The sequence below is a fragment of the Paenarthrobacter sp. R1 genome, from assembly GCF_030264015.1.
GTDB lineage: Bacteria > Actinomycetota > Actinomycetes > Actinomycetales > Micrococcaceae > Arthrobacter > Arthrobacter ureafaciens.
This window is the reverse complement of the sequence record NZ_CP127115.1, coordinates 1,919,749-1,942,649: the sequence shown is the minus strand read 5'-3', so window position 1 is coordinate 1,942,649 and position 22,901 is coordinate 1,919,749. Positions and strand designations below refer to the sequence as shown.

Genomic DNA, 22,901 nt, shown 5'->3' with positions numbered 1-22,901 from the left:
AACCTGTATGCTCATCATTTCATAAGTTTACTTAGTAGTACCATAGTACTTAGACAGACAAGCTACTCGTCTAACGAAGGAATGGTCATGACTGCGGATGTCGTGAAGGAAGGATATTGGTACGGCAATGAAACTGTTGCCGTCGAAGTCCTGAATGCCCTGCGGGATTATCGTTCGGCTGAGGCCGCCATGCGTCGGCGAACCCGCTCCTCCATGGGCATGGGCGAAACGGATCTTCTGGCTTTGCGCTACCTCCTGGAATACGAGCGCGCGGGCAGGATGGTCGGACCCAAGGAACTCGCCACGCGGCTGGGGATCACCTCTGCCTCCATGACCAGCCTGGTGGACCGCATGGTGAAGTCGGGTCACGTCGTGCGCGAGCCGCACCCTACCGATCGTCGCGCCTTGGTCCTGAGGCCGACGTCGGACTCTGACGAGGAGGTTCGCAAGACTCTCAGCGGCATGCACCGGCGAATGATGGACGTCGCGGCGTCCCTCAGTCGTGGCGAGGCCGTGGTGGTGGTCGACTTCCTGAAGCGAATGCGGGAAGCGATCGATGGGATTGACCAACATTGACCACCCGGCTGGACTTGAGTAGTAAGTACACATATAACTAGATATCCAAGATACTTATTCGAGATTGTGGGAGATGACATGACAGTCGTTGCAAGGGAGGAAGCTCCCGCAAACGAAATGTCCTGCGAAAGCGGGTTCCGGATGGACATTGAGGCCACGGATCCCGTGAACGGTGTCTCCAAATGACAGCCATCATTCCTGCAGCCGGTCCTCTGGGATCGGGCACCCTGCCGTCGAGCCTGCATCACGAAGCGATGGGCTCGAATGTGCCGGTGGCAAGCGGTCATGACAGCTTGCTGGGTGGCCGGTACAGCCTGGGACGATGGCTCGGAGGTGGCTCCGAGGCCCACGTCTACGAGGCTTTGGACGCCCGTGCAGGTTCGGTGGTGGCCGTGAAGGTCTTCCGCGAAACGGGCCGGGTCCGTGGTGGAGCTTTCGAACGCGAACTCGAAATCCACAAGCGGTTGCGGAACAAGAACATTGTGCGTCTCCGGGACTCGGGCAGCCTCATAGCCGACGGCGAGCCCCACCACTATGTGGTGATGGACTTGGTGAACGGGCAGGACCTGCGCGCCGTCCTCCGGGAAGCACCCGCAGGCTCCGGCACGACAGCTGCTTGGATGACCGACATTGCAAACGCCCTGGCGTACCTGCACCGACGCGGGATTGTGCACAACGACGTCAAGCCCGGCAACATCATGGTCCCCGGCCACGCTGGAACTGGTCCCGCCATGCTGACCGATTTCGGTGTCGCGATCAGTCCGGCGCACACGGCAAGGAGTTCGTCCTCCGGGACGCCCCACTACATGAGTCCCGAAGCGGTGTGCGGAGAAGTTCCCACCGCTGCGAGTGACATCTATTCCCTGGGATTGGTGACCCTTGAGTGCCTCACGGGCACCAAGGCATTCCCGGGCCCTCCGCTGGAGTCCATGGTTGCCAGGACTCTCAGCGAACCCCGAGTTCCCGGCACGGTTCGGCGGCGCTGGTCCATGGCATTGCATGCCATGACAGACCCCGATCCGGCCGGTAGGCCGTCTGCCAAGCAAGTCGCCGGCATGTTCCGGCGGCTCCGCTGGCAAGGCTAAACCAAGGTCCTCCCGGGCGCACACGTGGACGCCGGGAAGGACCAAAGCACTAGAGAAAGAAGAAAAATGGGAATCTTTGGATGGATCATTCTGGGCCTGATCGCTGGTGCCATTGCCAAGGCCATCAAGCCTGGCAAGCAGGGCGGCGGTATTCTTGCGACTCTCCTGCTCGGAATCGTTGGTGCCGTCCTCGGTGGATGGATCGGCAGCGTCCTGTTCAACGTGGGCATCAACGAGTTCTGGTCGCTTTCCACGTGGTTGCTCGCTATCGGCGGTGCACTGATCGTCCTCATCATCTGGGGACTGCTCACCCGCAAGCGGGCCTAGCGGCCTGAGCCTGAAGGCCCCGCGTCGTCTGTTTACGCAGACGGGGCGGGGCCTTTTGCATGCCCGGGGTCTTCCGGGAAGGTGTTGCTCGCCGGTCACAATCCGCGCGCAAGATCACGCCCCGCCCACCCGGTTTACGCTGCTTCTGAAAAGCACCTTCAAGACTCCAAGGGCAGCCATGACCTTCTCTTCAGCAGCCACCGCCGCTACGCCTCCCATTCGGAAACAGCGGAGCGAACTTTCTGCGGCCGGCACCGCTCTCGGAGCCCTCGGCATGGCCGCTGCGGTAGGCGTCTTTGCCGCCCTCCTTCACGTGCTATCGGAGGTTTCGCCCCGCATCGGCCCGGTTTTCGAAGGGTGGTCCGGCAGCGTCGACGGTTCCCCTCTGGATGCCGTGCGCTGGTTCCTCGGGGACATGACCGAGCCACTGTTCTTCAAGTCCGATCTGGCCGCAGCAGGTCTTCTGACCGGCGCCGTCATCGCATGGTGGGCGGGCCGCCGTCGGAAACGCTGGGCAGGGGAGTTGAGCTACGGAACGGGCCTATGGCCCTGGGTCTTCGCATCTGCTGCGCTGAGCCTCGCCTTGTCCAACGCAGCCTTCGGGTGGATGCTCGACGGCGGATGGCAGCCGACGTTCGTTCCTTTCGTTTGCGTCGCACCCGCCATGGTTCTGGTGTACGGGGGCGGCTGGTGGCCGTGCCTAACCGGAGCGGTGCTCGGCGCGGCCACCACAACCCCGCTTGCCCTCCTGCTGATCCCCACAGTCTCGGCGCCGCTGGGGCTTCCGGCATTGGTGGCCAACGTCCTGGCGATGGCTGTGGGTTCTGCGGTGTCGTTCGCCGTCGCGCGGAAGCTTCCGTGGCTGGCTCCGCGAGCCGTGGAACTCCGCAGGGTGGAGCCGGCTACGCAAACCGGCCATCCGGCGTCGGGCCCTACCTGGAAGAGCGACACCTTCTGGGCCGCACGGCGCGTCCTGAAGGACTTCACTGAAACGCACTTCTTTGCCAACGAACTCGCCAGTGCAGGGGTGATCCTGGGTGTGGGCGCAGCGTTCGCCTTGAACCCGGGCCTGCCCTCCTACGGCTCGAACCTGCTTCCCGGGATCCTCTTTGCGCAGGCGCTGACGTCCGCGTTCGGAGTAGTGCTGTGGCGGGAGTGGTTCCGCGACGGCGGTTGGGCAGCTACGTACGCGTCCGTGGTGTCCGTGGCCCCGGCGGCAGTACTGGCCTTCAACGGATCATGGACGTCCATCATCGGCGGGGCGCTGCTGGGAGCCTTAGTGGCGCCGCCCGTTGCGCGCGGCATCACCACGCGACTGCCTCCCGGTTACCACCCGGTGATTGCCAACACCGCCGCCATGGCGATTTCGACGGCGGTTGCGTTGCCGGTTCTGGGGCTGCTGCCGCACTGACGGTGTTTAGGAGCGGAAGGCCTTACTCAGCCACCAGCAATGCCTGCGGCGCGGCCTGTTTCATCCGCGTCTTCAGCCAACTGATCTGTTGCTGCGTCTCCGCTTGGCATTTTTCAACCGCGCTCAGCAGTTCCTTGTCCCGGAGCGCAGAACCCGCCTGCTCAACCACCGTCCACGTTGCATCCACCAAGGTGGCCAACAGATACAGGTCCTGCAGGTCGCGGAGCAGCCCCACCGGCCCGCCCCTGGTCTCTGACAAGCCGTCAGCATGGAGGCGTTCGGGTTCGTCGTCCGAGCCGTCCTCGCCGTACCGTTCGGCCAAGGGTGCCAGCAATTCCTCGTGATGGTCGCATTGTTTTGCCAGGGTCTGGCAGAGGAAATGGACATCCGGTTCGGCCCCGTGGCCCTCGGCCACCTGCCGGAACGAATCCGCCAGCGTTTGCTCACCCTTGTGCAGCAGTCCCAGATAGATGTTGAGGTTCACTGTTCTCCTCCTGCCGGCCGTGACGCTGTGGTTGTGGGCGCGGGGGCCATCCCGGCGCCGTCGCGGATCTTCTCGACTCTTACCGCCGCGTTCTTGAAAACCGGCTGCTTGGAGATCGGGTCCCACTCCGTGAGGGTTAGCTCGTTGGGGCGGCCGAGCGGAACGTATCGTCATCGGGCCGGTTGCCGTCGGCCCGGGGATCGTCCCAGTAGCCGTAGTGGAACGGGGCAAAGACAGTCCCGGGCCGGATACCGCTGACACGCGCGGGTGCCTCCACCACGCCGCGGCGCGAGGTGACCCGGACGACGTCGCCCTCGGAAATGCCAAACCTGGCGGCGTCATCCACGGAGAGCTCCACCCACATCCGCGGGGCCGCCGAATTCAGGGCCTTGGACCGGGCCGTCTTGGTCCGCGTGTGGAAGTGGTACGCGGTGCGGCCGGTCGAGTACAGCAGCGGATAGTCATCGTCCGGCTCTTCATGCGGGGGATGGAACATGGTGGTCTTGAGCCAGGCGCGGCCCTCGGGCTGCTTTGCTTTGTACGCTTCGGGCTCCACCTCGGCTCCGGTCAGAAGATCGTGCCCGAAGTTCTCGCAATACTCTGCATTGGAGGGGAACTGCCCGTCAGTGTAAAGGCGCTGCGTTCCCTCCGGACGCTCTTCGGTGCAGGGCCAAGGGATGCCGCTCCCGCCCCGCAGCTTGTCATAGCTCAATCCCGTGTAGTCGCACGGGCGGCCCCGCGAGCATTCCTTCCAAGCCTCGAAAGCGTCCTCGGGGCCGGTCCACGTCAGGAGGGGCTGACCGTTGAGGTTGGTGAAGCCCATCCGACGTGAGTAATCGAGGAAAATGTCCAGATCGCTGCGCGCTTCGCCCGGTGGGTCCACCGCTTTGTCCGAAAGGTGCACCACCCGGGAAGCGTTGGTGAAGGTGCCGGTCTTTTCGCCCCAGGCGGCTGCGGGAAGTACGACGTCGGCAACTTCCGCCGTCTCGGTCAGGTACAGGTCCTGCACCACCAGGAACAGTTCCGGCTTGGCCAGGATCTTACGGATCCGCTGCAATTCGGGCAGCGACATCGCCGGGTTCGTGGCCGAGACCCACAGGAAGTTGATGGAACCCTGTTCGGCGTAGCGGAAGATCTGCATGGCGTGGGTCGGCGGTGCCCAGTGGGGGATGATCGCCGGGTCCACGTTCCAGAGGACAGCGAGTTCGTTGATGTGGTCCGGGTTGTGCCAGTTACGGAAGCCCGGCAGGTCGCCGTCGGCCCCGCATTCCCTGTTGTTCTGCGCGGTGGGCTGGCCGTTCATCTGCAACAGCCCGGCTCCCGGGCGGCCCAGCATGCCACGCAGCAAATGGAGGTTGTTGACCTGGCAGGACGACGCCGTGGCCTGGTTGGACTGGTAGAACCCCTGCAACACCGTGGAAAGAACGCGTTCAGAGGTCCCGAAGATGCGGGCGGCCTTGCGGATGTCGTGGGCGCTGACCCCGCACACTGCGGCGGCCGCCTCGGGGGTCCATTCCTCCACCGTGGCCTTCAGGTCCTCGAAGCCCGTGGTGTGCTCTTCGATGTAGGAAGGGTCGTGCCAATTGTTATGGAGTACTTCGCGGATGAGAGCGTGCATCAACGCGAGGTTGGTTCCCGGCCGGACCGCGAGGTGTACCTCTGCGTGGCGTGCGACGTCCGTATTCCGGGGGTCTACACACACCAGTTTGGGAGGGTTGGGCCCTGAGAGGCGGTCCAGGATGCGTGCCCACAGGACGGTTTGGGTTTCCGGCATGTTGTGGCCGTAGAGGAAGATCGCGTCGCAACTGTCGATGTCCTCGTACGCGCCGGGCTGGCCATCCGCGCCAAAGGTCTCCTTGAGGGCCGAAGCCGCAGTGGCGGTGCAGAGCCGGGTGTTGCCGTCCATGTGCGGGGTGCCCACGCCGGCCTTCCCGATCACTCCCAGCGCGTAGTACTCCTCAAGGAAGAGCTGGCCGCTGGTATAAAAGCCGTGGCTGAGCGGTCCCTTGTCCTTCAGCAGTTTCGTGCTGCGCTCGACGATCCGGTTCATGGCGGTGTCCCAGTCCGTTTCCACCAGGCGGCCGTTTTCGCGGATCAGCGGTTTGGTCAGGCGGTCCTTGTTTGCCACGCCCTGCCAGCTCGCGAAGAGTCCCTTCGGCCCCAGCCTGCCCTTGTTGATCACGTCCGCTTCCCGGCCGCGGATGCCCACCATGACGCCGTCCTTGACGGCAATATCGCAACCGCAGCCGTTGCTGCACAGGACGCACGCGGACTGGACCCAACGGTCCACGTCCCCTCCTTCGACGCCTTCCATCAGGGCGTAGTCCACCCGGGTGGGCCATTGCCCGTCCCTCTCATAGGGAGTCCTGGCACCCCAGATGTCCTTGATCCGGTCCGTCATGGGTGCCGCAGCATCCCCACTGTTTGGCTGTTCCATACCTACAGGATTATCAGCATGCTTATGTTCCGTCCAGATGCCCCGCCCGCCGGCCCAACCAGGTCGCAGTAGTGCGCGTTTTCAGCGCTGAAAACGCGCACAAATGCGACCTAGTTGGGTGCTGGGGCGGGGGTGGGTGAGGGGAGGGACGGGATTTCCTGAGCCAGACTTGAGCAATTCCTCAGGAAAGCCTGAGCAGCCTGACCCACACTCATAAAGAGGCGGTCATCGACGCCACGGAAGGAGGGGCGGGACCATGAGCAACAGCATGAGTGGAACCGCCCCCGATGGCAACGGTTCCCATCCGCCCCTGAATGCCGCTGTGATGCAGCCCGTAGCGGCATTGCAACTTCCCTCCGGAACGCTTGAATCCGGCCCGGCGCACCTTCACATGGGTACGCTGCGGGCGCTGGCTGAAGAACTGGGCGACGCGGCTCACGTGCTGCGCTTCCTCTCCACCTACCTGTCCATGCTGCCAACGCGGATGGGACGGATCGACGTCGGGCTGGCCGCAGCCGAGGCCGAGCCCAGCCTCGAAGCGGTCCTGAGCCTGAAGATTTCCTCGTCGATGGTGGGCGCCCGCGTTACTGAACGCCACTGCAGGGCCATGGAAAAGATGATCCGCAAAGACCGCCTGAGCGACGCCATCCAAGCGCTTCCGGCCCTCCGGCGGGTGACCGATCAGTGCTATGCCGCACGCCCGCACCTGCTGGACAGGGCTGCGGAAGCGTTGGTCCGCCGCGGCGGACCATAAAGCACAGGCCCCGCGAACCCTCTGGGATTCAGGTTCCGGGGCCTGTAAGTCTCCGTGCCGGCGGCTACCGTTCTCCCGCCGGCACGGCTTTCTTGTCCGCGTGGATGTGCGTGGGGACAACAAGCAGTGCTACGAGGGCGAGGAGGCCTGCCGCGGCGAACACGTAGAATCCGGCAGGGTACGCGATATTGGCGGCTACCAGGGTGCCGGTCACGGCCGGGCCAACAATGGCACCCAGGCGGCCAACGCCCGCGGCGAACCCGAGGCCCGTGCCGCGGAGGTGGGCCGGGAACAGCTGGCTCACCCACGCATAGACCAGTACCTGCGAACTGAAGACGAACACGCCGGTAACGAACACGGCTGCATTGAGCAGGAATTCGTTCTGGATCTTGACGCTCAGGATGGCCAGCAGAACACCGGACAAGCCGAACCACAGCAGCACGATCCGCTTTGTCCCATGCTTGTCAGCCAGGACACCTGCCAGGAACAGCCCGGCAACGGCCCCAAGGTTCAGCACAAGCAGCAGCGTCAGGCCGGTGCTGACCGGATAGCCGGCTGCGGCCATCAGCTGCGGCAGCCATGTGTTGAGGCCGTAAACCAGCAGCAGTCCCATGAACGACGCGATCCCGATTCCCGCGGCGACCACGGGGTAGGGCTTGCGCAGAAGGTCGCGGAAGCCGGTCTTGGGCTCTTCGGTTGAACGCCCGACGGCGGCAGGGGCCTTGGCAGCGTCAGCGGACGGAGCGGGGGCTGCTTGGGGGAGGGATTCGGGCAGCTTGGCCCACAGGAACGGCAGCAGTACCAGGCCGGCCGCACCGCCAATGATGAACATGAGGCGCCAGTTGGGAATGATGAGGATGGCCAGCAAGGCAGTGGCCACGGCGCCCACGTGGTAGCCGGTCATGGTGCGCGTGGTGGACTTGCCCGCTGACCCCGCCGGGGCGTAGTCGTTCATGTAGGCCAAGGCTGCGGGGAGGCAGGCTCCCAGGCCCAGCCCTGCCAGGAGGCGAAGGACGGAGAACACGGCCACGTTGGGGGCGAACGCGACGGCCAAGGTGAAGAGGGAGAAACCTGCCACGCAAGCGATCAGTAGTTTGCGGCGCCCGAACTTGTCCGAGAGCGGGGCAATGAAGAGCGCACCCAGGCCCACGCCGACCAGGGAGATGGTGGCTGCGAATGTGGCGCCAACAGCGTCGAAGCCGAGCTCGCCGGTCTTGATGAGCGTGGGAATGACCGTGCCCAGGACCACGAGGTCGAATCCGTCCAGGACCATGGCGAGCCAACAGAGCCACACAGGCCATTGTGAGCGGCGGGCAGATGTCATCGTCGGCATAGCGTCCTCGGTACATGATGGGTCGGATCCCGACCGTCAGAATGATCGGTTGGTTATGAGATTTGTATCACCGGGAGCTGTTACGTGACGCACGTTTTACCATTGAATGGAAGGCAGCCAGGGCGCTGCTGACCTTGGGAGGAAAATGGCCAACTCGGCGTCGGGCGATTCGGTGGTGGACCGCGTGGTCCGGGTCATCGCTGCCTTCCCTGAAGGAGTCACGACGCTCCAGCTGGCGGAGGTGGCGGAGCGGGCTTCCTTGCCTCTGTCAACGGCGCACCGGCTGGTCCGGCAACTGTCCGATCATGGCCTGTTGGACCTGGGCCCCGGCGGAACAGTCCGCTTGGGGTTGAGGCTGTGGGAGCTGGTGAACCGCAATTCGCCAACCCTCGCGCTGCGTCAGGCGGCGATGCCTTTCATGGAGGACATTCAGCAGGTCCTGAACCAGAACGTGAACCTGGCTGTGCTGGAAGGGTGGGAGGCACTCTTTGTTGAGCGCCTGTCCAGGCGTGGCTCGGTAACGAACAGGGCGCAGGTCGCCGGCCGCATGCCGGTCCATATTTCCTCGGCGGGCCTCGCTTTGATGGCCCACCAGCCCCGCGAGCTGCAGGCGGAGTACCTCCGCCACTTCGAGGACCCCTCCGGAAAGGTGACTTCCGACGTCGTGCGTCACCTTCTGGCGGAAAGCGCCAGGCAAGGTTATGCCCAACTCGCGGGCGTCGTTGATCCGGACACGTGGGGAATCGCGGTCCCCGTGATGAACGGCAAGCGCCGGGCCGTCGCTGCTTTGGGCGTGGTGGTGCCCCTTGCGGAGGTGCGCCTCCAAGCGCTGGTGCCGGCACTTCAGACAGCGGCCCGGGGCATCAGCCGGCGCCTTGACGAGTGAGGATATTCCGTTCAACGGAATTCGTGTAACGCCTGTCACCCGCCCCGGTCCACACTGAGGGGAGTCTCACCCGGGATCGCCGGGACCGCAACGGAGCGAGGAAATCATGGCACGCACCACCATCACCACCCAAGTCGCCATCATGGGCGCCGGACCCGCAGGGCTCATGCTCTCCCACCTGCTGGCGAAGCAGGGCATCGAATCGGTAGTGGTGGAGATCCGCAGCCGCAAGGACATCGAGGAAACGGTACGCGCCGGAATCCTGGAGCACGGCACCGTCAACCTGTTGGTTGACTCCGGAGTGTCAGATCGGGTGCTGCGCGAGGGTGACCGCCACGACGGCATTGAGCTGCGCCTCAACGGCGAAAGCCACCGGATCAACTTCAAGGAGCTCGTTGGGGAGTCGGTGTGGCTCTACCCGCAGACCGACGTCTTCATGGACCTCGCTGCCCGCCGCGAGGCCGACGGCGGCGACGTCCGGTACAGCGTCACGGATACCTCCGTGTCCGACCTCGAGGGCAGGCCGAAAGTCTGGTTCACCGATTCGGAGGGCCAGGAGTTCGAAATCCAGGCCGACTTCCTGGTGGGTGCCGACGGCTCGCGCAGCCACTGCCGCTTCCAGATCCCGGAAGCCAACCGCAAATGGTTCTTCCACGAGTACCCTTTTGCGTGGTTCGGGATTCTCGCCGAAGCCGCGCGCAGCTCGGACGAACTGATCTATGCCAACTCGGAGCACGGATTCGCGCTCATCTCGCAGCGCACGGAAACCGTCCAGCGCATGTACTTCCAGTGCGACCCCAAAGAAAACGTGGCCGACTGGGACGACGAACGCATCTGGTCCGAATTCCGCAAGCGCGTCAACGGCAACGGCTTTGAGCTCAAGGAAGGCCCTGTCCTGGACAAGATGGTCCTGCCTTTCCGCAGCTTCGTGCACACCCCCATGCGCTACGGCAACCTGTTCCTGGCCGGCGATGCCGCGCACACCGTTCCGCCGACCGGTGCCAAGGGACTCAACCTGGCCATCAACGACGTCAAGGTGCTCTTTGAAGGCCTCGATTCCTTCTACTCGAAGGGTTCTTCGGTACTGCTGGATTCCTACAGCGACCGAGCGCTGGACAGGGTTTGGAAGGCCCAGCACTTCTCCTACTGGATGACCTCGATGCTGCACACCGTCCCTGGCGCCGACGACTTTGATCGTGCCCGCCAGCTTGGTGAACTCCGCTCGGTGGTCTCCTCCGAACACGGAAAGGCATACCTCGCCGAGTCCTACACGGGGTGGCCGGAAGTCCGCTAGGCCCGGTACCCGTGGTGTCGCTGCGGGGCTGACAGTGGGACGATGTCCCTATGGATGACCAGGAGAAGTCCCGCCCCGCCGCACCTTCGGAGGAACGCGGCTACGGTACTGGTGACGACGTCGGTTCGCCCACCACCCAGCAGATGCGGGCCGTCGGCCAGCGCCGGCGTGATGCGGAGCGGAAGCTGGATCAGCACCTTGAGGAGGCCAGGCACAAGGCCGAACTCCCGGACCCCGACGAGCAGAAGACCGAGAGCTGACGCTGCGCCATCAGTGAGGAGCTACTTCTTTCCCTTGGACGGTTCCGGGTTCTTGGGCATTGACTCCTGCTGGCCGTGCTTCCGTTCCGTGAACGGAGTGTCGCTGTCGTGGGCCTGGCCATGGTGTAGTTGCAGGGCCGAGTGGATGAGCGGGAAGTGGCTGAACGCTTGCGGGGTGTTTCCCAAATGCCGCTGGGTCCGCGGGTCCCATTCTTCGCTCAGCAGGCCGACGTCGTTGCGCAGGTCCAGGAGCCGTTCGAACATCTGCGTTGCCTCGTCCTTCCGATCGATGCCCAGCAAGGCATCCACCATCCAGAACGAGCACGCCAGGAACACGCCTTCGTGGCCTTCCAAACCGTCGTGCCCGGATTCCGTCCTGTAGCGCAGCACCAGGCCGTCCTCGGTGAGCCGTTCCTGGATCGCCTTCACAGTGCCCGCGACCCGGGGGTGGTTGTGCGGCAGGAACCCCACGCGGGGAATGAGAAGCAGGCTCGCGTCCAGTTCCGTGCTGCCGTAAGACTGCACGAACGTGTTCAGCTCCTGATTGAAGCCATCGGTCATGACTTCCTTGTGGATGGTGGACCTGAGCGCAGCCCAGCGGTCAGCGGGTCCGGGCAGCCCGGACTTCCTGACGCCCTTGACCATGCGGTCGGCGGCCACCCATGCCATGACCTTCGAATGCGTGAAGTGGCGGCGCGGGCCCCGCATCTCCCATAACCCGTTATCCGGCTGGTCCCAGGCTCCTTCGAGGAATTCCATCAAAGCGATCTGGATATCCCAGGAGCTGTCCCCCGATCCCGCCGGGGAGGCTGCCCTGGTGAGGGCCAGGCCATCCAGGACCTCGCCCCAGACGTCCAGCTGCAGCTGCGGTGCCGCGGCATTGCCGATGCGAACTGGGGCTGAACCTTCGTAACCGGGCAGCCAAGGCAGGTCGAATTCGGGAAGCCGCCTGGCGCCGTCGAGCCCGTAGACAATCTGGAGGTCCGCCGGGTCCCCGGCCACCGCGCGGAGCAACCAGTCCCGCCATGCTGCCGCTTCTTCCGTGTACCCGGCGGCCAGCAGTGACTGCAACGTCAGGGAAGCGTCGCGCAGCCAGCAGTAGCGGTAGTCCCAGTTCCGGGAGCCGCCCAGCTGTTCGGGAAGGGACGTGGTTGCAGCGGCCACGATCCCGCCCGTCGGTGCATAAGTGAGTGCTTTCAAGGTAATCAGCGAGCGCTCCACTGGTTCCTTGTATTTGCCCGTGATCTCGCTCCGGTCGATCCAGTCGCGCCAGAACGAACAGGTGGTGTCCAGGGCCCGGGAGGGATTGATCCGGCGGGGCTCGGGTTCGTGGCTTGGCGCCCACCGCAGCACAAAAGGAATCCGTTCCCCGGCCCGGACGGTGAACTCGCTGACGGTTCGCTTGTCGTGGCCTCGAAGCGGGGCATGCGTGGTGAGGTAGGCCGAATCCGGACCCGCTACGGCGCTGATTCCCTGGCCATGCCTCCGCACCCACGGCACCACGCGTCCGTAGTCGAAGCGGAGCACGAGTTCCATGGTCATGGCCACTTCGCCGCTGAGGCCCTCGACAATCCGGACCAGGTCCACGGCGTCGTCGCGCACCGGCATGAAGTCCGTGACCCGGACGCTGCCGCCGTCCACATCCCATTCCGTTTCCAGGATCAGCGTGTCTTCGCGGTACCGGCGGCGCGTGCAGTTGCCGTCACTGCCTGGGGCCGGGTTGGCGGGGGCCAGGAGCCACCGGCCGGCGTCACTGTCCGCCAGCAGAGCGGCGAAGCAGGCCGGCGAGTCGAACCGGGGCAGGCACATCCAATCGATGGAGCCGTTGCGGCCCACCAAGGCGGCCGTATGGAGGTCTCCGATCAGTGCGTAATCCTCGATCTTCGGCATAGGGCGGCTCCTTGCTTTCCCGGGGACAGGACTTAGCCTGACCGTACCCGCTTGCCGGGAACAGGGCGAGTGCGGCGGACCGTTCGCCTGGTCCGGCACGGCGTTTCTGCGTGGGACAAAGAAGGACACAAAACCCTAGCCGTCAGCGGAATTGATCAGTACTCTGACTATATCCAACGGTCGGGATTACCCCCTGTGCCCGACCGGACGCGGAAGGAGCACGTCATGAGAATAGGTTCTTCCATTGCATTGATCGCCATAGGAGCCATCCTGGCCTTCGCCCTGGCACCGGGGCTGATTCCCTTCATGGACCAGGTGCTGATCGGCTACATCCTGATGGTGGTAGGCGTGCTGGGCCTCATCATTTCCATCATCATGTCCAACCGGACACGCCACACGGTGGTGGAACGGCGCACGGCCCCGGAGACCATTGTGGAGAGGCGCCCGGAAGTCTGACCTCGCCGAAGGTCAACAGCGCACGACGGCGGCAGCCCCGCCGTCGTGCGCTGTGACCGCTAGGCTGCTCTTTATGGAGAAGACATTCGAATTCGAACGCGTGAATGAGGACGAGTACTTGGTGCGCTGGGCCTCGGAGGGGCAGAACGGCGAATCGGTGGTCCGGGTAAATCCGGATTTCCTTACCGAGGTGGGCCTGGGCGATTTCGAGCAGCAGGCCGTGGTTGAGGAGACCGCCGAACTGCTGGCCGAGCGGCAACCGGTCATCGACTTCCCCCTCACGGTCGACTTGGAAGAGATCGCCGCTGCATACGAGGACTTCGCCGAACAGTTGCGCGCCCGCCTCGCAGCCAAGTAGCCCGCGTTCTCAGCCGGTGGGGGCGTCGTACCTCAGCTGTCCGTCCAGTACCCGGCCGCCGGACGTGACCGCGTGATCCACCAGCTTTGGCCCTGGCATGAGGTGCCGTACGTGCACCCCGTGCAGCAGGGTGCAGTGATCTGAGATGAGGCGCCGGTGGCAGCGCCACCACACTGTCTCGCTGCACATGATGGCGGTACGCTGCCGGTCGGCTTCTGTCAGGAGTTGCTTCAGGGCGGCCTCGAATTCCGGCGTCCGCATGTATCCGGCGTAAGCGCGGAAGGAATCGTTGCGGAGCGAGGTGTCCGGAGAATCCGGGAGGAGTTTGCGGAAGCCGCCCAGTTCCTTCTCCCAGCGGTAGGCGATGCCTGCCTCCGGGAGCCAGGCCTCCATCGAATCCTTGCCAAAGTGCGGATGCTTCCGGCTGCCCGGACCGATCCGTACATCAACCAGCGACTCCACCCCCGCCCACCGCAGAAGCTCGACGAAGTCGGCTCGGGGTGTGGTGCCGTGGCCTACGGTGAAGAGCTGCATACCTGCCATTAAATACAGTGACCATCCAGGTAGCTGCAGTGACCACTCAAGGTGCGGGATTCTGCAACTATCACCATTGGACGTGGACGTCGAACTCCCAGGGTGCCCTGCCGGTTGATTGGCATGCAGCCTTGCGGACGGCCTCCGGTGCCCGGTCGAGCCTGCTCGCGTGCACCACCAGTCCGGGTATCTGAAGGACGCTGAGTTCGAACCATCCATCGGCGGCCAACGTCACGATGGCCGTGAGTGTCCGGATGGCGCTGCCGGGCCGCACCTCATCAAGAGGCGGGGTTTGGCTCCCGTGGGAAGCGGCATGCTTATCTGCACGGGAATCGGCCAGAAGGGGTGCCAAGGAGACCTCCAGCGCACTGGACTTTGGACGGCCAACTTCTTGACTGGCACGAGCATATAAAAACCTGCATGGCCTATGTCAATAACCTGGGGGTCTATTTCGTCTAAACGCGGAGGAAATCAGCTTTCCACCACTTCGACGAGGCGCTCGCCGTTGTAGTAGTCCAGTTGCCAGCCGTCCACGGCGTGGTGGTGGGCCAGGTTCAAGACAGCGTTGTGGACACTGTCCAGCTTCCGGCCGATCGCACGGCTGAGGGTCAGCCGGATCAATGTCCCATGGCTGACCACCAACACGCGCTGACCGGCGAATTCCTCGGCGAGATCGTTCAGTGCGTCAATCCCGCGGGCAGCTGCATCGTCATCGCTTTCGCCCCCGCGGAATCCCCCCGGGATCCGCAATGCTTCGAGTTCCGGTCCTGCTTGAAGCCCCTCTGCCGGGCCAAAGCTGCGTTCAATCAGGTTCGGAACACGACGGGCAATGTTCAGCCCCAGCCCCTCTGCGATCAAGTCCGCGGTTTCGGCGGCGCGGCTCAGCGGCGAGGAAACGATGGTGTCCCACTCATAAGCGGACAGCACATTGACGGCGTCCCGGGCCTGCTGCCGCCCCACGTCATTCAGCGGAATATCCGTGGCGCCCTGAAGCCTGCGCTCGGCATTCCAGTCGGTTTGGCCATGGCGTACGAGGGCGAAAGTCGTGAGGGTCATGCGTCCCATTCTGCCCTGAAGTCCCGGCGGTCGCAGTTCGGTGCGCCACACGGATTCATGTGCCGGGTTGCCCCGCCGCCAAGGTAGTAAGTATCCTGATGACTAATCTGGTGAACCGGATGATGCTGTTCAGATGCAGGGTTGCTCGAGCCGCAAGGAATTCGCTCCACACAGCGGACCGCGCGGCTACCGTGAAAGTTTGATCGACGGCGTTACCTGGTAGGTGATGGACATTGAGGGTCCATCGCGCACGGGAACGCCTGAAGGGCGTGACAATTGGTGGGCAAGAGAGACGAGACCGTGGATACCCGCGGCACCGAATCGGCCGAATCAAGTGGTGGCATCGTTGATGACCGTTACGAGTTGGGATCCGTGCTCGGCAGGGGAGCCATGTCCACGGTGTACCGGGCCAAGGATCTTCGGCTTGGCAGGGAAGTTGCCCTTAAGCTGTTCCTCCCGGGCTCCGGCGACGAGTCGTTCAAGCTCCGTCAGCAGACGGAGATGCGGCTCCTGGCCGCATTCGATCACCCGGGACTGGTTCAGGCTTACGACGCCGGCGTTGACACCCGCAATGATGAAGAACGGGCCTACCTCGTCATGGAGCTCGCCGAAGGCCGCGACCTGAGGGCAGTGCTCAGCGACGCTCCGCTCAGCGTTGAAGACACGGCGGCCATTGGTGCGCGCTTGGCCGGCGCCCTGGCACAGGTGCATGAGCACGGAGTGATCCACCGCGACATCAAACCTGCGAACATCCTGGTCTCGGACGAATCAGGCGACGCGAAGTCGGTGAAATTGGCGGACTTCGGCGTAGCCCTGGTCATGTCGGACAACCGGCTCACCGCCACCGGCTTCACGGTGGGCACCGCGCAGTACCTTAGCCCCGAGCAGGCCCAAGGCCTGCACCTGACCCCGGCCAGCGACATCTACTCTCTGGGCCTGGTGCTGCTGGAATGCCTGACGGGTAAAGCCGAATATCCGGGCACTCCGGTGGAAACCGCGGCGGCCCGGCTGCATCGCAGGCCCCAGGTCCCCGAGGACTTGCCCGCTCCCGTTATCAGCCTCCTTGAGGCCATGACGGACATGGACCCGGAGCGGCGGCCCTCGGCAGACGCCGTCGAGCAGGCCCTAACCAGCCCGCGACGGTTGTCCGCCATGGCAGCGACCGCTGTCCTGCCGCCCGTCGCTCCGACGACTGCGCCGGTTGCATCCAGTGCGCCGGTAGCCGCGCGGACCCCGCACGTTCCTTCCGCCCCGCGCGTTCCTTCCGCCCCGCGCGTTCCTTCGGCACGCCGCGCGGCGCGAGTGTCCGCGGCGCGACGTGGGCAGGAAAACCTGAGGCCCACCAGCAAGCTTAGAAGGAAGCTCCTTGGTGGCGTTGCGGCCGGTGTTGCGGCCATTCCGCTGGCCGTGGTCCTGTTCCTGCAGGGCGGCTCGATTGCCGGTACCTCGGCTGATCCTTCGGGGCCCGCCGATCCCGGCACCTCAACGAATGAACGCCAAACCAGCGTGCCCGTGGAAGCGGCCAACACCAGCCCGGACAACACTGTTCCGGCAGCTGTTGTGGTCCCGGTTGCTGAGGAAGCCCAGGTTGTCACCGGGCAGGTCCAGCCCGCGCCGGCAAACGTACCGCAAGAACCAGCCCCGGCGCAGGCCCCGAAGGTTAAGAAGGCCCCCGAGTCCACCCTGGACGGCCAGGTCATCGCCGAGGTCAAGAGCGGCGGCAAGAACAAGACCAATTCCGGTAAGGGCAAGGAAGGGAAGTAGCAGCCCCCTCTCCTTCCTTGGGTAAGCCGAAGTATCGGCGCAGTTCAGGAGCGGATTGCCTGTTGGCGGGCGCGTAGTTGAAGGTCGCGTCCGCCGGAAATATGAGTACCAACTACTCGTGTGCCGAGTGAAGGTAAGCATATTTACTAATGACGGCAGGACCGCACGGATGCCCGGTTCTCCAGTTCCCCTTGTGGGATGGGGCCGCGGCATGCATCGGGTCCCGCCGGGGGCCCGGGCGGCGTTACCCAGAGACGCTGCCCGGCAACCTCCGGCCCTGAATCCGGCTCTGTCAACAACGACGGCGGTAGTCGCCGTACAGCGCTGCCGAACTGACTCCGCGTGCCTGCAACCCGAGCAGGATCGGAGAAGCAGGGCCCCTTCACGGGACGTAAGGTGAAACCAGAACCGGGAAACCCCACAGGAGGAGCCATGCCTTACACCGTCGACTTCCAGAACGTCTCCACCGCGGGGCTTGAGTCTTCCCCTGTCGCGGAGGCGCTCGCAGGGCTGCGGGCCAACGAAGCGCGGTATTTCAAGAACAAGTACAACCACGTCTTCGCCACGGTCCCGGCGGAGGAGTCCCCGGAGATCGTCGACTACGTGAACCGGGTCCTTAAGGAGCGGGACCTCGTCGTCGAGTCGCGGCCCCTCGAGGTCACGTCCTTTGAGGTGGAAGGCACCCGCTGGACGTACGTGTTCTACGAATCCGGCCTGTCCATCAATGTCCTGTACGGCCTTGATGAGGGATCCAAACGGGCTGTTGGCTTCAAGCTCTCCCAAGGCATGGAGATTCCCGCGGAACTGGCCGGCACCTTCAAGTTCGCACGGCAGAAGTCCAAACTGGCAGGAGAGATCCGGGGCTCGTTCTTTGTGATCAAAGGCGAATACTCCATCTGAGTTGCAGTAGGGGTTGTTCCCAGCGCTGGGAACAACCCCTACTGCCAGTTACATGCCGGGTGTAGCCGTCAATTGGATGCCCGGCGTGGCCCTCACCGCGTTGGTGGTCCGGTCGGCCACCACCTGTGCTTCGCTGCCGGAGTCCAGGACGGTGTTGTGGACAGAGGCGGATTCGACCAGGACGGTGGTCACTTGCAGTCCTTCCGTAGCCCGGCTTGCCAGCAGTGCGTCCACCTGCGCTTCAAAGCAGGATTCGCTCGATGTGGCCTGGACATCCTTGGCCGCCACGTGGTTGGTGGAGACCATGTTGCCCGCACCCTCGGCGAGTTTGATGATCACGGGGGCTGTTCCGGAGGGCCGGATGCTCTCCGAATCCACGATCAAGGAGAAGTGGTTCGCGAAGATCGAGTTGTCGTTGCCGTGGACGCTAAGCAGTCCAAAGTCATCGTCCAAGCCGTTGTCGATCCCGAAGAAGGGCGTCCAAGGTTCATGATCGCGGAGGAAGTGGTTGGTGGCCACGAGGTTCTCCGAACTGCCCTCGGCAAGGATCACCATCCCGGGGTAGAACGAGTGCAGGCGGTTGTTAGTGACGCTTGAGCGGGTGACCCCGGAAAGGTGGACGCTGCTGGCGCCCCGGGGGAACACGTTGTTGGCCGTTATCAGGAGGCCGCCATGGTTCTCCGCGTAGATCGAATGGCCTTTGAAGCCTGCGCCGATCAGGTTGTTGGTGATCTTGGATGCCTGTCCCCACCCCCGCAGTTCGATGCAGTTCCCGCATTCGGCAATGAAGTTGTCGTGGATGGAAAGCGCATCTGCTTTGTGGATGGCAAGGGCATGCTCCAGGTAGATGAACCCCATGCCATTGACACGGAAGGAGTCATTGGCGCTGGCAACGTGAATGCCGGTCTTGCCGTTGACGTACGTGTTCTCCGCAGGGAGCGCGGAGCCGTCCGGTGAGAAGTGCAGGCCATCGATGCAGAAGTCGGTGAACTCAACGGAACTGATCCGGGGGCTGCCCTCACGCTTGACGAGGAAAGCGGCCCCCTCTGATTCGTCCGCAGAGTCGCCCGCAGCGAGGTCCATCAGGATCCGGCTGCCCCCGGGCCACAGTTCGTGCAAACCGGACCATTCTTCCTGCGGCACGTTGAACCGGATGCTCGATGACGTGAAGCCATGCCCTGAACCTTGGATCCTGAGGAAGCTTATGTCGATCAGTACCTGTGTGCGCAGGCGATAATCACCGGGCGGAAGGTAGATCACCGCACCCGGCTTACCGCCGTCGTTCACGTCCGCGGCGGTTTGCCGCTGCTTGATGTCGGCGATGATGCTGTTGATGACTTCTCCGACGTCCTCGAAAGGGTTGCCAACAGGCCACGTGGTGACGTCGTAGTAGTTGTTGCTGGACATGGTGTGAATCCCCTCGGGGTGGTGGGTTGGGAGCGTGGTCATTCCTGGGCCTTTGTGGATCACGGGACCAACGCTTCCTGTTCCGGCAGGTCCATGTGCAGCTCGGCCAAAGTCGGCGGGTTGGCGCCCGCCCGGCGGACTGTGATGGCGGCAGCTTTGGCCGCAGTCCGACCCAACGAAGCCAGCACTGACGCTGAGAGACCTTCGCTTCCGCGATGCAAGAGGCCATGGATCAAAGCCGACATATAGGAATCGCCCGCGCCGATGGTATCTGCCACTTTGGACCCGACAGCGGGAACCACAGCGTGGGCCTGCGCGGTAGCAAGCACTGAACCCCGGGACCCGGCGGTGATGGCCACCAGCCGTGCGCCGAGTCCGAGGATGTGCCCGGGGACGTCGTCCAGGTGCACCCCCGGGTACAACCACTGCGCATCCTCGTCGCTGAGCTTGACCACGTCGGTGAGCGGGACCAGCTCTTCGAAGATGCTCCTGGCCTCAGCGTGGCTTCCCAAGAGGGCCGGGCGGATGTTCGGGTCATATGTCACCAGGCAGCGCTCATGGGATTGGAGCAGCAACTCCTTCACGGCCGCTGCTCCGGGGGCCAGGAAGGTGGCAATCGATCCCGTGTGCAGGATCTTGGGCAAAGTGGCCGGAGCCGTTCCGGGAAGGGTCCAGCGGATATCAAAGTCGTAGTGTGCTGAGCCGTCGTCAGCGAGCGTGGCCGTTGCCGTCGCGGTCCGGCCCGGGCGCCGGGAGCCCGGCAGGAGGGTCACGCCGGCACCGCTGAGGTGCTGTTCGATGGCAGCCGCCCGGGGGTCGTCGCCAATCGACGTCAAAAGCGCGGTTTCAACCCCCAACCGGCCTAAGCCGTAGGCAACATTGGTTGGTGATCCTCCGGGATGTTCCACGGACCCTTGGGCTGAAACAACGATGTCCATGATCGCTTCGCCCACCACCAGGACTTCCAGCGGGTTCCTGGGGTCAGAGGTTGGCCGGGTACTTTGCATCGGGAGTCCTCCTTAAGCGAGCTTCGAAACGGCGAGTTTGAGCAGGGTTGCCCGGCTGTCCGTCAGGGTGAGCCGGTTCTCCAGGCTGCGAACGTCCGGGAAGACGAGGTCCGTCAGGACAACGCGGCCATCTTGGGCGAACACTTCCACTGAGCAGTGATCGGCCACGATGAGCAACTTGAGCAGACCGTCTTCCAGTTCAAGGGGCGCTGATTCAACGGACGGGAACTTCTGGTGGAAGCCGGTGTTTCCGGAATTCCTGCGGTCCAGCGTGAGCCGGGCAGTGGTTGGATCGTAACGAAGGTACGTGCCTTGCGCGCCGTCTCGGCTGCCGAACAGCAGAAACTCCACCAGGCCTTCGCCTTCGAGCCGCATTTCGGCGTCGATCACCTGCGCGCTTCCCGGTTCTGCGTCCGGCAGGCTAAAGGGAGGATCCCCGGGTTCAAGGTCGCTGCCAGCCGGCAGTTCGGGCAGGACTGGTTCCTGGACCAAACGGGGCGAGCCTTCGACCGTGACGAGCCGAAGCTCGCGGGGGAGTGTCATGGCCGAACGCCACGGAGAAGTGGGCAACTCGTTGGCGTAGTCCCAGTTGCTCATCCATCCGATGATGATGCGCCGGCCTCCCGGAACATTGCTGAAGGAGACAGACGCGTAGCAGTCGCGTCCCCAGTCCAACCAGAGGCAGTGCTGCAGCGCCTCGGTGCGTGCCTCCGCGTCGGGCAGGGCGGACAGCCCGGCAGGGGCGGCGAGGGCAGCTGCGTCCGGAACGAAACGGACGCCGTCGAACTGTCCCACAAAGTACTGGCCGCCCGACCCTCCGGCCACCGCGCCGGGGTTCACGTTGACGATCAGCACCCACCTGGTGTCCGCCGGGTCCCCGTCCAGTGCCAGCGGAAAAAGGTCAGGACATTCCCACTCGCCCTCATCGGCATTGGCCGGGCCGAACTCACTGAGGAAATCCCATGATGTGAGGTCGTCAGAGCGGTACAGGACCACCTTCTGCTGTTGGGCTTCGACGGCGACCATCACCCAATAGGCGTCACCCCCGCCTTCGTAGCGGAAGACTTTGGGGTCCCGGAAGTGGGCCGAGCCGCGGGTGAGCACGGGATTTCCGCCGTACTTTTGCCAGGTCATTCCCGAATCGGTGCTGTACGCAAGGGACTGCGCCTGAGTGCCGCTGTATTCGGTTCCCGGCTTGAAAGCGCTTGTATAGATCGCAACCAAAGCGGGCGCCTCAGCCGTGCCGAAACCGGACGTGTTGCCGTGGTCCACCACAACGCTTCCGGAGAAGATGTCCTCGCGCTCATCGCAGGCGATAGCCACTGGAAGCTCCGTCCAATGCAGGAGATCCTCGGACGTGGCGTGCCCCCAGGACATATTGCCCCACACGTTGCCGGAGGGATTGTTTTGGAAGAAGAGGTGGTACAGGCCGTCGTGGAAAACCAGGCCGTTGGGGTCATTGAGCCAAGTGTCCTTTGCCGTGAAATGGATGGCAGGCCGGAACCCGGAATCTTTGTCCGGAGCTGTCTCCGGGCGTGCGGCATCAAGGCTAGTGGACATGTGTGGCGTTCCTCTTGGAAGTACGTGGAAAGGGCGGCTTACCGGGGAGCCGCGATCGAGTCGCGGCGGACCAGAGGGCAACCCAGGATGGTCGGGTGGAGGGCCAGCGGATCGAGGTCCGCCTTGCCTTCAATAGCGTCAATCAGGTGCTCGGCAGCCCAAGCACCCATCTCGTAATGCGGCAGGGCCACAGTTGTGAGCCCCGGGTAGAGGTTGGCGGCGATGAGTTCCTGGTCGTCGAAACCCACCACGGAAAGGTCGGCAGGGATGGTGAGGCCCAACTCCGCAGCGGCACGGTAGGCGCCCATCGCCATGCGGTCGTTGTAGCAGAACAGGGCCGTCGGCCTGTCTTGGCCCGACAAGATGCGGAGGGTCGCTTCGTAGCCGCCCTGCACTTCGGAGAGTTCGGACTCAACAGGTGCCCCATCGCCGTCGAGCCCTGCTTCGTTGAGCGTGGCACGGAAGGCATGGAGGCGCTCGCGGGTGGCGGGGACATCATCGGTGTTGTTGATGAAACCGATCTGCGTGTGGCCGGCTTCCAACAGGGCGCCGACGGCGGCACGGGCGCCTCCGTCTTCGTCCGGGATCACAGCCGCGATGTTCCCGGCGGTCGCCACCGAGTCAACCAGGACCGACGGGACGCTGCCGAGGTTGGACGGCAGTTCCACGTTGCGGTGGTACATGGTGGCGTACAGGATGCCGTCCACCCGTCGCTCCAACAACGCCTGGACGTCGGCTTGCCGCGATTCGAGGCTGGCTGAGCCCGGCGTGTTGATGATCATCAGGTTGTACCCGCGGGCCTTCGCGGCTTCATCCGCACCGAGGATGATCCGGCCGGCGTGCGGGGTGGTGGCGATTTCCTCACTCACCAGGCCAAGCATGCCGGTCCGCTGCGTGCGAAGCGCTTGTGCCAGGCGGTTGGGACCGTAGCCGAGCTCTTCGGCAACGCTCCTCACCTTGTCCCTGGTTTCGGGGCTGACCCTGGCGTAGGAAACCTCGTTGAGGACGTGGGAAACAGTCGTGACGGACACGCCGGCGGCGACGGCCACATCCTTGATGCCCACGTTCTTGTTGCTCATCTGTCTCCCACGTCCTTATGGTCGGTTTGCCCTGGGGGGGCTA

Annotated in this window: 22 protein-coding genes and 1 pseudogene; 12 read left to right on the top strand and 11 right to left on the bottom strand. The window is 64.0% G+C overall.

What is annotated here, in order from left to right; genetic code table 11:
- Positions 1-87 precede the first annotated feature (87 nt).
- The 4 genes from QN084_RS09425 (at position 88) to QN084_RS09410 (ending at position 3,399) form a co-directional block, all read left to right on the top strand.
- Complete coding sequence (locus tag QN084_RS09425) at positions 88-576, top strand: MarR family winged helix-turn-helix transcriptional regulator (protein ID WP_021472933.1); 489 nt, start codon at positions 88-90, stop codon at positions 574-576.
- Between the two features lie 182 nt (positions 577-758).
- Entirely contained in the window at positions 759-1,661 is a 903-nt protein-coding gene (locus QN084_RS09420; RefSeq protein ID WP_021472935.1) for a serine/threonine-protein kinase, read from the top strand.
- Between the two features lie 66 nt (positions 1,662-1,727).
- Positions 1,728-1,988 carry a GlsB/YeaQ/YmgE family stress response membrane protein gene (locus tag QN084_RS09415; protein WP_021472936.1) on the top strand — a complete coding sequence of 87 codons (261 nt, stop codon included), beginning with the start codon at positions 1,728-1,730 and terminating at the stop codon, positions 1,986-1,988.
- Positions 1,989-2,166: 178 nt separating this feature from the next.
- Positions 2,167-3,399 carry a hypothetical protein gene (locus QN084_RS09410; protein ID WP_069696191.1) on the top strand — a complete coding sequence of 411 codons (1,233 nt, stop codon included), beginning with the start codon at positions 2,167-2,169 and terminating at the stop codon, positions 3,397-3,399.
- 22 nt (positions 3,400-3,421) lie between these two features.
- On the opposite strand, the gene QN084_RS09405 is transcribed toward QN084_RS09410, so the two are convergent.
- The gene (locus QN084_RS09405) at positions 3,422-3,883 is read right to left on the bottom strand and encodes a hypothetical protein (RefSeq protein WP_021472938.1); all 462 of its coding nucleotides are present in this window, start codon (positions 3,881-3,883) and stop codon (positions 3,422-3,424) included.
- Positions 3,880-6,284, bottom strand: a pseudogene (locus QN084_RS09400) (molybdopterin oxidoreductase family protein). Before QN084_RS09400 ends, QN084_RS09405 begins: the two are co-directional and overlap by 4 nt.
- A gap of 292 nt (positions 6,285-6,576) precedes the next feature.
- Here QN084_RS09400 and QN084_RS09395 point away from each other — a divergent pair.
- Positions 6,577-7,074, top strand: coding sequence for an Hpt domain-containing protein (locus tag QN084_RS09395; protein WP_259362736.1), 498 nt, complete (start codon positions 6,577-6,579; stop codon positions 7,072-7,074).
- A gap of 64 nt (positions 7,075-7,138) precedes the next feature.
- On the opposite strand, the gene QN084_RS09390 is transcribed toward QN084_RS09395, so the two are convergent.
- Entirely contained in the window at positions 7,139-8,407 is a 1,269-nt protein-coding gene (locus QN084_RS09390; protein WP_069696192.1) for an MFS transporter, read from the bottom strand.
- A 145-nt stretch (positions 8,408-8,552) separates the two neighbouring features.
- Between QN084_RS09390 and QN084_RS09385 the strand changes: the two genes are divergently transcribed.
- The 3 genes from QN084_RS09385 (at position 8,553) to QN084_RS09375 (ending at position 10,847) form a co-directional block, all read left to right on the top strand.
- Positions 8,553-9,293, top strand: a complete 741-nt coding sequence (locus QN084_RS09385; RefSeq protein WP_031216704.1) for an IclR family transcriptional regulator — start codon at positions 8,553-8,555, stop codon at positions 9,291-9,293.
- Between the two features lie 106 nt (positions 9,294-9,399).
- Positions 9,400-10,587: a 4-hydroxybenzoate 3-monooxygenase gene (locus QN084_RS09380; RefSeq protein WP_021472943.1), complete on the top strand. Its 1,188-nt coding sequence runs from the start codon at positions 9,400-9,402 to the stop codon at positions 10,585-10,587.
- A gap of 50 nt (positions 10,588-10,637) precedes the next feature.
- On the top strand, positions 10,638-10,847 hold the full coding sequence (locus tag QN084_RS09375; RefSeq protein ID WP_062098494.1) for a hypothetical protein: 210 nt from the start codon (positions 10,638-10,640) through the stop codon (positions 10,845-10,847).
- Positions 10,848-10,868: 21 nt separating this feature from the next.
- On the opposite strand, the gene QN084_RS09370 is transcribed toward QN084_RS09375, so the two are convergent.
- A complete protein-coding gene (locus tag QN084_RS09370; RefSeq protein ID WP_021472944.1) occupies positions 10,869-12,737 on the bottom strand; it encodes a glycoside hydrolase family 15 protein in 1,869 nt (622 codons plus the stop codon).
- A gap of 225 nt (positions 12,738-12,962) precedes the next feature.
- Between QN084_RS09370 and QN084_RS09365 the strand changes: the two genes are divergently transcribed.
- Both QN084_RS09365 and QN084_RS09360 read left to right on the top strand, forming a co-directional pair.
- Positions 12,963-13,193 carry a DUF6458 family protein gene (locus tag QN084_RS09365; RefSeq protein ID WP_021472945.1) on the top strand — a complete coding sequence of 77 codons (231 nt, stop codon included), beginning with the start codon at positions 12,963-12,965 and terminating at the stop codon, positions 13,191-13,193.
- A gap of 73 nt (positions 13,194-13,266) precedes the next feature.
- On the top strand, positions 13,267-13,551 hold the full coding sequence (locus QN084_RS09360; RefSeq protein ID WP_069696193.1) for a hypothetical protein: 285 nt from the start codon (positions 13,267-13,269) through the stop codon (positions 13,549-13,551).
- A gap of 9 nt (positions 13,552-13,560) precedes the next feature.
- Here the strand turns inward: QN084_RS09360 and QN084_RS09355 are convergent, their stop codons facing one another.
- The 3 genes from QN084_RS09355 to QN084_RS09345 form a co-directional block, all read right to left on the bottom strand.
- Complete coding sequence (locus tag QN084_RS09355; RefSeq protein ID WP_200769301.1) at positions 13,561-14,085, bottom strand: DUF488 domain-containing protein; 525 nt, start codon at positions 14,083-14,085, stop codon at positions 13,561-13,563.
- A 70-nt stretch (positions 14,086-14,155) separates the two neighbouring features.
- On the bottom strand, positions 14,156-14,437 hold the full coding sequence (locus QN084_RS09350) for a hypothetical protein (protein ID WP_021472948.1): 282 nt from the start codon (positions 14,435-14,437) through the stop codon (positions 14,156-14,158).
- A gap of 119 nt (positions 14,438-14,556) precedes the next feature.
- Positions 14,557-15,150, bottom strand: a complete 594-nt coding sequence (locus QN084_RS09345; protein ID WP_031216708.1) for a histidine phosphatase family protein — start codon at positions 15,148-15,150, stop codon at positions 14,557-14,559.
- A gap of 270 nt (positions 15,151-15,420) precedes the next feature.
- On the opposite strand from QN084_RS09345, the gene QN084_RS09340 reads away from it, so the two are divergent.
- Both QN084_RS09340 and QN084_RS09335 read left to right on the top strand, forming a co-directional pair.
- On the top strand, positions 15,421-16,905 hold the full coding sequence (locus tag QN084_RS09340; protein WP_069696246.1) for a serine/threonine-protein kinase: 1,485 nt from the start codon (positions 15,421-15,423) through the stop codon (positions 16,903-16,905).
- 432 nt (positions 16,906-17,337) lie between these two features.
- Positions 17,338-17,805, top strand: coding sequence for a DUF8821 family protein (locus tag QN084_RS09335; RefSeq protein ID WP_069696195.1), 468 nt, complete (start codon positions 17,338-17,340; stop codon positions 17,803-17,805).
- 48 nt (positions 17,806-17,853) lie between these two features.
- Here the strand turns inward: QN084_RS09335 and QN084_RS09330 are convergent, their stop codons facing one another.
- From QN084_RS09330 to QN084_RS09315, 4 genes are read right to left on the bottom strand one after another with little or no spacing between them, the layout of a single operon-like run.
- Positions 17,854-19,212 (bottom strand): NosD domain-containing protein, encoded by a 1,359-nt coding sequence (locus QN084_RS09330; RefSeq protein ID WP_069696247.1) that lies wholly within the window; start codon positions 19,210-19,212, stop codon positions 17,854-17,856.
- Positions 19,213-19,271: 59 nt separating this feature from the next.
- Complete coding sequence (locus tag QN084_RS09325) at positions 19,272-20,219, bottom strand: carbohydrate kinase family protein (RefSeq protein WP_062098482.1); 948 nt, start codon at positions 20,217-20,219, stop codon at positions 19,272-19,274.
- A gap of 12 nt (positions 20,220-20,231) precedes the next feature.
- Complete coding sequence (locus tag QN084_RS09320; protein WP_069696196.1) at positions 20,232-21,779, bottom strand: glycoside hydrolase family 32 protein; 1,548 nt, start codon at positions 21,777-21,779, stop codon at positions 20,232-20,234.
- 38 nt (positions 21,780-21,817) lie between these two features.
- A complete protein-coding gene (locus QN084_RS09315) occupies positions 21,818-22,858 on the bottom strand; it encodes a LacI family DNA-binding transcriptional regulator (protein ID WP_069696197.1) in 1,041 nt (346 codons plus the stop codon).
- Positions 22,859-22,901: the final 43 nt, after the last annotated feature.

Coding starts and splice junctions, on each gene's coding strand:
- QN084_RS09320 (WP_069696196.1), bottom strand. CDS start 21,779: ATGTCCACTAGCCTTGATGCCGCACGCCCGGAGACAGCTCCGGACAAA.
- QN084_RS09325 (WP_062098482.1), bottom strand. CDS start 20,219: ATGCAAAGTACCCGGCCAACCTCTGACCCCAGGAACCCGCTGGAAGTC.
- QN084_RS09420 (WP_021472935.1), top strand. CDS start 759: ATGACAGCCATCATTCCTGCAGCCGGTCCTCTGGGATCGGGCACCCTG.
- QN084_RS09410 (WP_069696191.1), top strand. CDS start 2,167: ATGACCTTCTCTTCAGCAGCCACCGCCGCTACGCCTCCCATTCGGAAA.
- QN084_RS09425 (WP_021472933.1), top strand. CDS start 88: ATGACTGCGGATGTCGTGAAGGAAGGATATTGGTACGGCAATGAAACT.
- QN084_RS09335 (WP_069696195.1), top strand. CDS start 17,338: ATGCCTTACACCGTCGACTTCCAGAACGTCTCCACCGCGGGGCTTGAG.
- QN084_RS09355 (WP_200769301.1), bottom strand. CDS start 14,085: ATGCAGCTCTTCACCGTAGGCCACGGCACCACACCCCGAGCCGACTTC.
- QN084_RS09365 (WP_021472945.1), top strand. CDS start 12,963: ATGAGAATAGGTTCTTCCATTGCATTGATCGCCATAGGAGCCATCCTG.
- QN084_RS09345 (WP_031216708.1), bottom strand. CDS start 15,150: ATGGGACGCATGACCCTCACGACTTTCGCCCTCGTACGCCATGGCCAA.
- QN084_RS09375 (WP_062098494.1), top strand. CDS start 10,638: ATGGATGACCAGGAGAAGTCCCGCCCCGCCGCACCTTCGGAGGAACGC.
- QN084_RS09315 (WP_069696197.1), bottom strand. CDS start 22,858: ATGAGCAACAAGAACGTGGGCATCAAGGATGTGGCCGTCGCCGCCGGC.
- QN084_RS09370 (WP_021472944.1), bottom strand. CDS start 12,737: ATGCCGAAGATCGAGGATTACGCACTGATCGGAGACCTCCATACGGCC.
- QN084_RS09330 (WP_069696247.1), bottom strand. CDS start 19,212: ATGTCCAGCAACAACTACTACGACGTCACCACGTGGCCTGTTGGCAAC.
- QN084_RS09395 (WP_259362736.1), top strand. CDS start 6,577: ATGAGCAACAGCATGAGTGGAACCGCCCCCGATGGCAACGGTTCCCAT.
- QN084_RS09390 (WP_069696192.1), bottom strand. CDS start 8,407: ATGCCGACGATGACATCTGCCCGCCGCTCACAATGGCCTGTGTGGCTC.
- QN084_RS09415 (WP_021472936.1), top strand. CDS start 1,728: ATGGGAATCTTTGGATGGATCATTCTGGGCCTGATCGCTGGTGCCATT.
- QN084_RS09360 (WP_069696193.1), top strand. CDS start 13,267: ATGGAGAAGACATTCGAATTCGAACGCGTGAATGAGGACGAGTACTTG.
- QN084_RS09385 (WP_031216704.1), top strand. CDS start 8,553: ATGGCCAACTCGGCGTCGGGCGATTCGGTGGTGGACCGCGTGGTCCGG.
- QN084_RS09380 (WP_021472943.1), top strand. CDS start 9,400: ATGGCACGCACCACCATCACCACCCAAGTCGCCATCATGGGCGCCGGA.